Genomic DNA, 12048 nt, shown 5'->3' with positions numbered 1-12048 from the left:
CGGAAAGGCACCCCGATGCTGCGGACCATGCTCAAGTCGAAGATCCATCGGGCCACCGTGACCCAGGCCGACCTGCACTACGTCGGCTCGGTGACTGTGGACGAGGACCTGCTCGACGCGGCGGACCTGATCCCCGGCGAGCAGGTCGCGATCGTGGACATCACCAACGGCGCCCGGCTGGAGACGTACGTGATCCCGGGGCAGCGGGGCAGCGGCGTGATCGGCATCAACGGCGCCGCCGCGCACCTGGTGCACCCCGGTGACCTGGTCATCCTGATCTCGTACGGGCAGATGGACGACGCCGAGGCCCGCGCGTACCGCCCCCGGGTGGTGCACGTCGACGCCGACAACAAGGTCGTCGACCTCTCGGCGGACCCGGCGACCGCGGCCCCCGGCACCGCAGGCGCCCCCGTCCCCAACCCCCTCGCCGCCGCGTCTCGCCGTTGATCTTGCAGTTGCGGCCCCCTCGTCGCCCCTTTTGTCAGGTCTGCGGGGGCGGCTAGTGCAAGATCGACGGGGCGGACGGGCGGGAAACGCGGTCTGTCACCGGAAGGTCATTTTCGGCTACCCTGGGCGGACCGTCGGGGATCGACGGTCGTCGGCTGGGGGAGGCCGCGATGCGCCGTGCGATGAGCTTCCTGGTCGCCGCGATGGTCGCGAGCGCCGCCCTGGCCGGCTGCGCCGGCGCCGGCGGTCTGGACGGCGACCTCACCGACGACTGGGCCGCGATGGCCGCACCCGGGCCGTTCACCCCGGCGGCCGGGGTCTGCCAGGTCGCCGACTTCACAGCGAGCGTCGGCCTCGCCGCGTACGCGCCGGTCGGCTGCGAACTGCCGCACCGGGTGGAGACGGTGCACGTCGGGGCGTTCACCACCGACCGGCCCACCCCGCCGCCGCTCGCCTCGCCCGAGCTGCGTACCGCGTTCGCCGACTGCGACAAGCGGGCCACCGGGTACGTGGGTGACGACTGGCGCGCCGGGCGGCTCCGGCTGGCAGTGGCGGTGCCGACGGGTGCCGGCTGGACGGCGGGCTCCCGCTGGTACCGGTGCGACCTGACCGAGCTGACCACCGTCGAGGCGGCGGCCACCGTGGTCACCCGGACGGGCAGCCTGCGCGACGCGCTCAAGACGCCCTCCCCGCTGCGGCTGGGCTGCCAGCGCTCGGTGCGGGACACGAACCGCGTGGAGCGGCTCAACCCGGTCGACTGTGCTGCCGCGCACGACGCCGAGTTCGTCGGCGTGTGGGCCGCGCCGGACCGCCCGTACCCGAAGAAGCCGGAGGACTGGGTGCCGCTCTACGACGGCTGCTTCGGCGTGATCGCCCGGTACGCCGGGGTGCCGGCCGACGGGCTCCTGCGCTACCGCAGCGACGTGGTGGTCCGTCCGCCCGCTGCCGGTCGCTGGGCGGTCGGCGACCGGGGCGTCCGCTGCTACCTGTGGCTCAGCGACCGTACGGTCACCACCTCGCTCAAGGGCGCCGGACCGGCCGGCCTCCCGCGCCGGACGAGGTAGCGGACCGCACTCGTCACGCCCCCCCGCGCCCGAGCCGAGTGCGCTTCGGGTTGACTGTGCTCATGGACCTACCGACCGTCGACCTGCCGGCGCTGCCCCGGCTGCTCGCCGCGCCCGCCCCCGGCTGGGTGGAGACGACAGACGTGATCGTGGTCGGCTCCGGCGTGGCCGGGCTGACCGCCGCGCTGCACCTGCGCGAAGCCGGCCTGCACGTCACGGTGGTCACCAAGGTCGACATGGACGAGGGCTCGACCCGCTGGGCGCAGGGCGGGATCGCCGCCGTGCTGGACCCGGCGGACACGCCGGACGCGCACGCGTACGACACGGAGGTCGCCGGCGTCGGCCTCTGCGACCCGGCGGCGGTCCGCGCACTGGTGGCCGAGGGGCCGACCCGGCTGCGTGAGCTGATGCGGATCGGGGCGGAGTTCGACCGCAACCCGGACGGCTCGCTGATGCTGACCCGGGAGGGCGGCCACCGGGCCGACCGGATCGTGCACGCGGGCGGCGACGCCACCGGGGCGGAGGTGCAGCGGGCGCTGCACGACGCGGTCCGCCGCGATCCGTGGATCCGGCTGGTCGAGCACGCGCTGGTGCTGGACCTGCTGCGCGCTCCCGGCGACGGGCCGGACGGGCTCGGCCCGGCCTGCGGCATCACGCTGCACGTGCTCGGCGAGGGCAGCGAGGACGGCGTCGGCGCGATCCTCGGCCGCGCGGTGGTGCTGGCCACCGGCGGGATGGGGCAGGTCTTCGCCGCCACCACCAACCCGGCGGTCTCCACCGGGGACGGGGTGGCGCTGGCGCTGCGCGCGGGCGCTGCAGTCACCGACGTGGAGTTCGTCCAGTTCCACCCGACCGCGCTCATCGTGCCGGCCGGTGGGCCGGGCGCGGGGCTGGCCCAGCAGCCGCTGGTCTCCGAGGCGCTGCGCGGCGAGGGCGCCCACCTGGTCGACGGCGACGGCAAGCGGTTCATGGTCGGCCAGCACGAACTGGCCGAGCTGGCCCCCCGGGACGTGGTCGCCAAGGGCATCCACCGGGTGCTGCTCGCCAGCGGTGCCGACCACGTCTTCCTGGACGCCCGGCACCTGGGCGGCGACTTCCTCGCCCGGCGGTTCCCCACCATCGTGGCGTCCTGCCTGGCCATCGGCGTGGACCCGGCGACCGACCTGATCCCGGTCGCGCCGGCCGCGCACTACGCCTCCGGCGGCGTCCGGACCGACCTGCACGGGCGCACCTCCATCCCCGGCCTGTACGCGTGCGGCGAGGTCGCCTGCACCGGCGTGCACGGCGCCAACCGGCTCGCCAGCAACTCACTGCTGGAGGGGCTGGTCTTCTCCCGCCGGATCGCCGAGGACATCGCCGCCGGGCTGCCCGAGCAGGCCCGCCCGGCGGAGACCGGCGCCTGGGTGGGCGGTCCGGGCGCGCTGGTGCCGGCTACGGGCACGGCGGAGCTGCAACGGGCGATGACGCGGGGCGCGGGAGTGCTCCGGTCGGCGCAGACGCTGGAGGCCACCGCCGCCACGCTCACCGGGCTGGGCGCGGGCCGGGGCGTGCCGCGTACCGCCGACTGGGAGGCGACGAACCTGCTGACTGTGGCGTCGACGCTGGTCGCCGCCGCGTACGCGCGCCAGGAGACGCGGGGCTGCCACTGGCGGGAGGACTTCCCGACGGCCGACGAGCGGTGGCTGGGCCACCTGGTGGCCGAGGTGGGTACGGACGGCCGGGTGGCCGAGCGCTGGGAGGAGAACCACTCATGAGGGAGTCGACGGAGCGGGCGCTGCGGGACGGCGGCCTGGACCCGGAGCGGGTCCGGCACGTCATCGTCGACACGCTGCACGAGGATCTGGGGCCCGGCTTCCTCGACGTGACGAGCGTGGCCACCATCCCTGACGACCAGCACGACACGGCCGATCTGGTGGCGCGCGCCGACGGCGTGGTGGCCGGGCTGCCCGTCGCCGCCGCCGTGTTCGAGCTCGTCGGCGAGGTGACCGGCGCGGGCCGTACGGTCGAGGTCTCGCTCGTGGCAGGCGACGGGCAGCGGGTGGCGCGCGGCGACGTGCTGGCTACCGTGACCGGGCCGACCCGGCTGCTGCTGACCGCCGAGCGGACGGCGCTGAACCTGCTGTCCCGCATGTCCGGGGTGGCGACGCACACCCGGGCCTGGGCCGACGCGCTGGCCGGCACGAAGGCGATGGTGCTGGACACCCGCAAGACCACGCCGGGCCTGCGGGCGCTGGAGAAGTACGCGGTCCGGGCCGGTGGCGGCACCAACAAGCGGATGGGCCTGTACGACGTCGCCATGATCAAGGACAACCACAAGGTCGCCGCGGGCGGGATCGCTGCCGCGTTCCGCCGGGTCCGGGAGGCGTTCCCCGACGTCGCGGTGCAGGTGGAGGTGGACACGCCGGCCGAGGCGGTGGAGGCGGTCGAGGCGGGGGCGCGGTTCCTGCTGCTGGACAACATGACCCCGGCGCAGCTGCGCGAGGTGGTGGCGTCGGTGGGCGACCGGGCGGAGCTGGAGGCCACCGGAGGGCTGACGCTGCCGATGGCCGCCGAGTACGGCGCGACGGGCGTCGACTTCCTCTCGGTCGGCGCGCTCACCCACTCGTCGCCGATCCTGGACATCGCCCTCGACCTGCGTGACGTCTAGGCTGCCGCTGTGCTGCTCTGCATCGACATCGGAAACACGAACACCGTGCTGGCGACCTTCGACGGCGACAAGCTGGTGCATTCGTGGCGGATCAAGACCGACGCCCGCTCCACGGCGGACGAGCTGGGTCTGATGTTCCGTGGACTGCTCGCCGGGGACGCCGTGGAGATCACCGGCGTGGCCGCCTGCTCGACCGTGCCGGCCGCGCTGCGCTCGCTGCGCACCATGCTCGACAGGTACTACGCCGACCTGCCCAGCGTGATCGTCGAGCCGGGTGTCCGGACGGGCGTGCAGCTCGCCATCGACAACCCGAAGGAGGTGGGCGCGGACCGGGTGGTGAACACGCTGGCCGCGTACACGCTCTACGGCGGGCCGTCGATCGTCGTCGACTTCGGCACCACCACCAACTTCGACCTGGTCAGCAGCCGGGGGGAGTTCCTCGGCGGGGCGTTCGCGCCCGGCATCGAGATCTCCTTCGACGCGCTGGCCGCCCGCGCGGCCCAGCTGCGCAAGGTGGAGGCGACCCGCCCGCGCTCGGTGATCGGCAAGAACACCGTCGAGTGCCTCCAGGCTGGGCTCTACTTCGGCTTCGCCGGCCAGGTGGACCGGATCGTCGAGCGGATGTCCGAGGAACTGGGCGGCGTGAAGGCGGTCATCGCCACCGGCGGCCTGGCCTCGCTGGTGCTCGGCGAGTGCCACACCATCACCCACCACGAGCCGATGATCACGCTGATCGGCCTGCGGATGGTCTACGACCGCAACGTCTGAGGTGCAAGGAAGGGCCCCCTGTTAACGCCTCCGGTAGAGGAGGGGCCCCTTCTTAACGCCGGCGTGCCCTGAGCACCATCGTGCGGTACGGCAGCTCCACGGCGTCCCGGCCGGCCAGGTCGGGGTGGCCGGCGAACAGCTCCGCCAGCTCCGCGTCGACCCGCCGCCGCTCGTCCGTGTCGGCGGTCAGCCAGAACGAGCGGGTGTGCAGCATGCCCACCACCTCGTCCGGCGTGAGCGTGGTGGCGTGCGGGAACTCGCCCACCTCGACAGCGGTGAAGGCGGCGCCGAAGTCCGCGTACCGCTGGGTCACGTCGCCGGCGTTGTCGCCGAGGTGGGCGATCCGGGTCAGCTCCGCCACCCAGCCGACCCGCTCGTCCCGGATGTTCCAGACCGGCGCGAACGTGCCGCCCGGGCGCAGCACGCGGGCCACCTCGGCGTGCGCCCGCTCCCTGTCGAACCAGTGGTAGGCCTGCCCGGCCAGCACCGCGTCCGCCGACCCGTCCGGCAGCGGCACCGCCTCGGCGCTGCCGGCGAGCGCCGTCGTGCCGGGCGTGGCGGCGGCCAGTTGCGCCCGCATCCCCGGATCCGGTTCCACGGGTACGACGTGCGCCACCGGCCCGGTCAGCGCCAGCAGTCCCCGGGTGAGGATGCCGGTGCCGGCGCCGAGGTCCACGACCTGCGCGTCGAGCAGTCCGTCCAGCGCCCAGCGCAGCGCCGCCTCCGGATAACGGGGACGGAAACGGTCGTACTCGGCCGCGGCCGCACCGAACGAGAGCGCCGCAGTGGGGTCGGTCATGGCGGGCAGGTTATCCCGTAACGGCCGCCACGGCGCTTGAGTACGCTCATGTGCTGACCCCGCCGATGTCCCCAAGGCCTGAGGAAGCGTGCCGTGACCGAGCAGAACGCCCTGCCAACAGACCCCGCCGACGACCTTCCCGAGCAGATGAAGGTCCGCCGGGAGAAGCGGGACCGGATGCTCGCCGAGGGCGTCGAGCCGTACCCGGTGGGTTTCCCGCGGACCACCACGCTCGCGCAGCTGCGGGAGCGCTACGGCGACCTGCCCACCGACACCGCCACCGGCGACCGGGCCTCGGTCACCGGCCGGGTGATCTTCATTCGCAACACCGGCAAGCTCTGCTTCGCGACGCTGCGGGACGGTGACGGCACCGAGGTCCAGGCGATGCTCTCGCTGGACCGGGTCGGCGCCGAGCGGCTGGGGGACTGGAAGCGTCTGGTCGACCTCGGCGACCACGTGGGCGTGACCGGCGAGGTGATCACCAGCCGGCGCGGCGAGCTGTCCGTTCTCGCCGAGGAGTGGGCGGTGACCGCCAAGGCGCTGCGCCCGCTGCCGGTGGCGCACAAGCCGCTCAGCGAGGAGTCCCGGGTCCGCCAGCGCTACGTGGACCTGGTGGTCCGCCCGCAGGCCCGGCAGATGGTCCGCACCCGGGCCACCGCCGTCCGCAGTCTGCGCGACACCCTGCACGGGCAGGACTTCATCGAGGTCGAGACGCCGATGCTGCAACTGCTGCACGGCGGCGCGGCGGCCCGCCCATTCGTGACCCACAGCAATGCGCTCGACACGGATCTGTATCTGCGAATCGCGCCGGAACTGTTTCTCAAGCGTGCGGTGGTCGGTGGCGTCGACCGCGTCTTCGAGATCAACCGCAACTTCCGTAATGAGGGCATCGACTCTTCGCACTCGCCCGAGTTCGCGATGCTGGAGGCGTACCAGGCGTACGGCGACTACCACACGATGGCCGAGCTGACCCGAAATCTCGTACAGCAGGCCGCAGTGGCGGTCGCCGGCTCCACGGTGGTGACCCACGCCGACGGGCGTGAGTTCGATCTGGGCGGCGAGTGGCGGTCGGTGTCGCTGTTCGGTGTTCTTTCCGAAGCGCTCGGTGAGGAGGTCACCGTCCGCACCGAAAGGGCACGCCTGGTCGAGTACGCGGACAAGGTCGGTCTCTCCGTCGACCCGAAGTGGGGACCGGGCAAGCTGGCCGAGGAGTTGTTCGAGGAACTGGTCGTGCCTTCCCTTCGGGCGCCGACGTTCGTCATGGACTACCCGGAGGAGACCAGCCCGTTGACCCGGGCCCACCGCAGCGAGCCGGGCCTGGCCGAGAAGTGGGACCTCTACGTGCTCGGATTCGAGCTGGGCACCGCGTACTCGGAGCTGGTCGACCCGGTCGTGCAGCGGGAACGGCTGGTGGCCCAGGCGCAGCTCGCGGCGCGCGGCGACGACGAGGCGATGCGACTGGACGAGGACTTTCTCCGGGCCATGGAGTACGGAATGCCGCCGTCCGGCGGCATGGGAATGGGAATCGACCGGCTGCTGATGGCACTGACGGGGCTCGGAATTCGGGAAACGATCCTGTTCCCGTTGGTCCGGCCCGAGTAGGTGCTCCCCGCAAGCCTTCTCCGGCTCGTTACCCCGTCCTATTGACGGAACAAGCGCCGGACGGGTTATTGTGCTCGGTGTATTGCAGGAGTACAACCCTGCTCGAAAGGAATGTGGGACGTGGCCAAGCAGATCATTCACAAGCTGGTCGATGACCTGGACGGCGGGGACGCTGACGAGACCGTCAAGTTCGCGCTCGACGGCGTGCAGTACGAGATCGACCTCTCCGCTTCCAACGCCGGGAAATTGCGCGACGTATTCGCGCCGTACATCGCGAACGGAACGAAGGTCGGTCGCGGGGGTGTGGTCGTCGGTGGCCGGGCCGCTCGGGGCCGGGGCGGCGCGACCGCCGACCGCGAGCAGAACCGGGCCATCCGCGAGTGGGCCAAGAAGGCCGGCAAGGACATCTCCGACCGGGGGCGGATCCCGCAGGAGATCGTGGACGAGTACCACGCGAAGGCGGGGCACTGACCCCACCCTCGTCACGGGCGACGCGACGCCGGACCGGAGTGCCACTCCGGGCCGGCGTCGCCGTTTCCGTACCGGGGTCACGGTTGCGCCCAGCCGTCCCGTTCCCGTCGCCCCTGTGCCGGATGTCCGGTCCGGCCCACCGGGCCGCCCTCGCTCGCGGCGGACGGGAAGAAACCCCCGCCGGGGATGGTTGTCCACAGGCGGTGGAGACTTCATCCACAGGCTGTGGACGACCCGGCGGACGCATCGGTTGCCGCCTCCGGTCCACTCGGCCGGCCGTTCGGGTGCCGGTCGAATTTCGCTCTGCGCGTACAGGCAGGGGCCCCGGAACACCTCCTGAGCGTGGACGGTTGTCAGAAACGACGTCGGAACGGGCATTCGCGGGGGCACACGACCTCAGCGAAGACGGTCCGCGGCGATAGAGTAAGGAGGCACGGACGCCCGTCCCGGACGTCCGCGCACCGGCCCCGCCGAGATCTGACCATCAAGGCGCACGGCACGTGAGGAGCACGAGGGCATGTTCGAGCGGTTCACCGACCGAGCGCGACGGGTTGTCGTCCTGGCCCAAGAAGAGGCCCGGATGCTCAACCACAACTACATCGGTACGGAACACATCCTGCTGGGCCTGATCCACGAGGGTGAGGGTGTCGCGGCCAAGGCCCTGGAGAGCCTCGGCATCTCCCTGGAGGGCGTGCGCCAGCAGGTCGAGGAGATCATCGGCCAGGGCCAGCAGGCGCCGAGCGGGCACATCCCGTTCACGCCGCGGGCCAAGAAGGTGCTGGAGCTGTCGCTGCGCGAGGCGCTGCAGCTCGGCCACAACTACATCGGCACCGAGCACATCCTGCTCGGCCTGATCCGCGAGGGCGAGGGCGTCGCCGCCCAGGTCCTGGTGAAGCTGGGCGCCGACCTGAACCGGGTGCGCCAGCAGGTCATCCAGCTGCTCTCCGGCTACCAGGGCAAGGAGCCGGCCGCTGCCGGTGCCGCCCCGGGTGAGGCCGCGCCGTCGACCAGCCTCGTGCTGGACCAGTTCGGCCGCAACCTGACCCAGGCCGCCCGCGAGGGCAAGCTCGACCCGGTCATCGGGCGCGAGAAGGAGATCGAGCGGGTCATGCAGGTGCTGTCCCGCCGCACCAAGAACAACCCGGTGCTGATCGGTGAGCCCGGCGTCGGCAAGACCGCCGTGGTGGAGGGCCTGTCCCAGAAGATCATCAAGGGCGAGGTGCCCGAGACGCTGAAGGACAAGCAGCTCTACACCCTCGACCTCGGTGCCCTGGTCGCCGGTTCCCGCTACCGCGGTGACTTCGAGGAGCGCCTGAAGAAGGTGCTCAAGGAGATCCGTACGCGCGGCGACATCATCCTGTTCATCGACGAGATCCACACCCTCGTCGGTGCGGGCGCGGCCGAGGGCGCGATCGACGCCGCCAGCATCCTCAAGCCGATGCTGGCCCGTGGTGAGCTGCAGACCATCGGCGCCACCACGCTCGACGAGTACCGCAAGCACCTGGAGAAGGACGCCGCTCTGGAGCGTCGTTTCCAGCCGATCCAGGTGGGTGAGCCGTCGCTGGCCCACACCATCGAGATCCTCAAGGGCCTGCGGGACCGCTACGAGGCGCACCACCGCGTCTCCATCACCGACGCCGCGCTGGTCGCCGCCGCCACGCTCGCCGACCGGTACATCTCCGACCGGTTCCTGCCGGACAAGGCGATCGACCTGATCGACGAGGCGGGCGCGCGGATGCGCATCCGCCGGATGACCGCGCCGCCGGACCTGCGCGACTTCGACGAGCGCATCGCCCAGGTGCGCCGCGACAAGGAGTCCGCGATCGATGCGCAGGACTTCGAGCGGGCCGCCCAGCTGCGCGACACCGAGAAGCAGCTGCTGGGGCAGAAGGCTCAGCGGGAGAAGGAGTGGAAGGCCGGTGACCTGGACGTCGTCAGCGAGGTCGACGACGAGCAGATCGCCGAGGTGCTCGGCAACTGGACCGGTATCCCGGTCTACAAGCTGACCGAGGAGGAGACCTCGCGCCTGCTGCGCATGGAGGACGAGCTGCACAAGCGCGTCATCGGCCAGGAGGACGCGGTCAAGGCCGTCTCGAAGGCGATCCGGCGTACCCGCGCCGGCCTGAAGGACCCGAAGCGCCCCTCCGGCTCGTTCATCTTCGCCGGCCCGTCCGGTGTCGGTAAGACCGAGCTGTCCAAGGCGCTGGCCGAGTTCCTGTTCGGCAGCGAGGACGCCCTCATCCAGCTGGACATGTCGGAGTTCCACGACCGGTACACGGTGTCCCGGCTCGTCGGTGCCCCTCCCGGCTACGTCGGCTACGACGAGGGTGGGCAGCTGACCGAGAAGGTGCGTCGCCGGCCGTTCTCGGTGGTCCTCTTCGACGAGATCGAGAAGGCCCACCCGGACGTGTTCAACACGCTCCTCCAGATCCTGGAGGACGGGCGCCTCACCGACGGCCAGGGCCGGATCGTGGACTTCAAGAACACGGTCATCATCCTGACCACCAACCTCGGTACGCGTGACGTCGCCAAGGCGGTCTCGCTGGGCTTCCAGGCCTCCGAGGACTCCGAGTCGAACTACGACCGGATGAAGCAGAAGGTCAACGACGAGCTCAAGCAGCACTTCCGGCCCGAGTTCCTGAACCGGATCGACGACACCATCGTCTTCCACCAGCTGCGTCAGCTGGAGATCCTGTCGATCGTCGACATCATGATCGCCCGGATCGAGACCCAGCTGCGGAACAAGGACATGGGTCTGGAGCTGACCGACAACGCGAAGAAGTACCTCGCGAAGAAGGGCTTCGACCCGGTGCTGGGTGCGCGGCCGCTGCGCCGCACGATCCAGCGCGACATCGAGGACAACCTGTCCGAGCGGATCCTCTTCAACGAGCTGACCCCGGGTCAGATCGTGGTCGTGGACTGCGAGGGCGACCCGGAGGACATCGACAAGTCCAAGCTCGTCTTCCGGGGCGCGGACCGGCCGGACGCCGTGCCGGACGCGGTCCCGGCGGACCTCGGCGGCACCGCCGCCACCGGCGCTGACGACGCCGCATAAGGTCCGGGCACAGATCAGGGCGACGGCCCCGGTAGGCGAAAGCCACCGGGGCCGTCGCCTTTCCCATGTCCACCCACCGCTCCCCAGGGTGCCGGCCGCCAGCCTTACCGCCGCCGCCGCCCGCACGCCCCAGCCCTGCCCGCCTTTGCCCTGGTCGATCATGAAGTTGACCGCACTTGGTGCCCTATTTGTCGCCGCTAACTTCATGATCAACGGGGCGAGCCGAGGGCGAGCCGAGGGTGGGGTGGGAGTGGGGCGGGGGCGGTCAGGGGAGGGGGACGGCGGGGCCGTCTCCGGCCAGGCGGAAGGACTCCTCGCCCACCGGTTCCACCAGGCCGTCGGTGACCAGGCCGGCCAGCGCTCGCGCCCGCTGGACGTCGTCGTGCCAGACCTGGTTCAGCCGCTGGTGCGGCACCGGGCCGGTGGACTCCCGCAGCACCGCGAGCAGCAGTCCGCGTACCTGGCGGTCGGTGCCGGCGTAACGCTGCGGCCGACGGGTCGGTCCCGTGGGGGCGGCCTGTCCAGAAGCCCGCCAGGCACAGCTCGACTCGACCGGGCAGATCGCGCAGCGCGGCGCGCGGGCGGTGCAGACGACAGCGCCGAGTTCCATGAAGGCGGCGCTGGCCAGCGCGGCGTCAGCCGGCTCGATCGGCAGCAGTTCCTCGGTGGCGACCAGGTCGGCCGGGCGGGTGGTGGGGCCGGCGTCGGGTTCTCCGGCGATCGCCCGGCACACCACGCGCCGGACGTTCGTGTCCACCACCGGGTGCCGCTGCCCGTACGCGAACGCCGCGACCGCGCGGGCCGTGTACGTGCCGACACCGGGTAGCGCCAGCAGTTGATCGAGCCGGTCGGGCACCACGCCGCCGTGGCGCTCCACGATCGCCGCCGCGCACTCGCGCAGGCGTACCGCCCGGCGGGGGTAGCCGAGCCGTCCCCACATCCGGATCGCCTCGGCCGGGGTGTCCTCGGCGAGGGCGCGCGGCTCGGGCCAGCGGGCCAGCCACGCCTCCCAGGCGGGTACCACCCGGACCACGGGGGTCTGCTGGAGCATGACCTCGCTGACCAGGATCGCCCAGGCGCCGATGCCGGGCTTGCGCCAGGGCAGGTCGCGGGCGTTGCGCTCGTACCACCGGCTGACCTGGGTGGCGAATGTGGGATCGGACATCGCGTCGCCGATCATGTCACGGCTGTCTTT

The 12048-nt window shown here is 71.8% G+C and carries 10 protein-coding genes; 8 read left to right on the top strand and 2 right to left on the bottom strand.

Going from position 1 to position 12048, the window contains the following annotated elements; genetic code table 11:
* The first annotated feature begins 15 nt into the window (after positions 1 to 15).
* The 5 genes from panD (at position 16) to FB454_RS23490 (ending at position 4926) form a co-directional block, all read left to right on the top strand.
* Positions 16 to 447 (top strand): aspartate 1-decarboxylase, encoded by a 432-nt coding sequence (gene panD, locus FB454_RS23510; RefSeq protein ID WP_013288959.1) that lies wholly within the window; start codon positions 16 to 18, stop codon positions 445 to 447.
* 170 nt (positions 448 to 617) lie between these two features.
* Complete coding sequence (locus FB454_RS23505; protein ID WP_145753630.1) at positions 618 to 1511, top strand: septum formation family protein; 894 nt, start codon at positions 618 to 620, stop codon at positions 1509 to 1511.
* A 62-nt stretch (positions 1512 to 1573) separates the two neighbouring features.
* A complete protein-coding gene (locus tag FB454_RS23500; protein ID WP_145823496.1) occupies positions 1574 to 3265 on the top strand; it encodes an L-aspartate oxidase in 1692 nt (563 codons plus the stop codon).
* Positions 3262 to 4158: a carboxylating nicotinate-nucleotide diphosphorylase gene (nadC, locus tag FB454_RS23495; RefSeq protein ID WP_047894238.1), complete on the top strand. Its 897-nt coding sequence runs from the start codon at positions 3262 to 3264 to the stop codon at positions 4156 to 4158. The genes FB454_RS23500 and nadC overlap by 4 nt, the downstream gene beginning before the upstream one ends.
* A 9-nt stretch (positions 4159 to 4167) precedes the next feature.
* Positions 4168 to 4926, top strand: coding sequence for a type III pantothenate kinase (locus FB454_RS23490; protein ID WP_013288955.1), 759 nt, complete (start codon positions 4168 to 4170; stop codon positions 4924 to 4926).
* A gap of 52 nt (positions 4927 to 4978) precedes the next feature.
* On the opposite strand, the gene FB454_RS23485 is transcribed toward FB454_RS23490, so the two are convergent.
* Positions 4979 to 5725, bottom strand: coding sequence for a class I SAM-dependent methyltransferase (locus FB454_RS23485; protein WP_030273704.1), 747 nt, complete (start codon positions 5723 to 5725; stop codon positions 4979 to 4981).
* A 93-nt stretch (positions 5726 to 5818) separates the two neighbouring features.
* Here FB454_RS23485 and lysS point away from each other — a divergent pair, with 93 nt between their 5' ends.
* From lysS to FB454_RS23470, 3 genes are all read left to right on the top strand, one after another.
* Entirely contained in the window at positions 5819 to 7327 is a 1509-nt protein-coding gene (lysS, locus tag FB454_RS23480; RefSeq protein WP_030273703.1) for a lysine--tRNA ligase, read from the top strand.
* Between the two features lie 120 nt (positions 7328 to 7447).
* The gene (locus FB454_RS23475) at positions 7448 to 7798 is read left to right on the top strand and encodes a histone-like nucleoid-structuring protein Lsr2 (protein WP_013288952.1); all 351 of its coding nucleotides are present in this window, start codon (positions 7448 to 7450) and stop codon (positions 7796 to 7798) included.
* A gap of 517 nt (positions 7799 to 8315) precedes the next feature.
* Complete coding sequence (locus tag FB454_RS23470; RefSeq protein WP_013288951.1) at positions 8316 to 10853, top strand: ATP-dependent Clp protease ATP-binding subunit; 2538 nt, start codon at positions 8316 to 8318, stop codon at positions 10851 to 10853.
* A gap of 265 nt (positions 10854 to 11118) precedes the next feature.
* On the opposite strand, the gene FB454_RS23465 is transcribed toward FB454_RS23470, so the two are convergent.
* Entirely contained in the window at positions 11119 to 12018 is a 900-nt protein-coding gene (locus tag FB454_RS23465; RefSeq protein WP_145823495.1) for an HhH-GPD family protein, read from the bottom strand.
* Positions 12019 to 12048: the final 30 nt, after the last annotated feature.

The sequence above is a fragment of the Micromonospora sp. CNZ297 genome (assembly GCF_007827625.1).
Note: the sequence above shows the minus strand (reverse complement) of the source record. Positions and strands in the feature narration are given on the sequence as shown.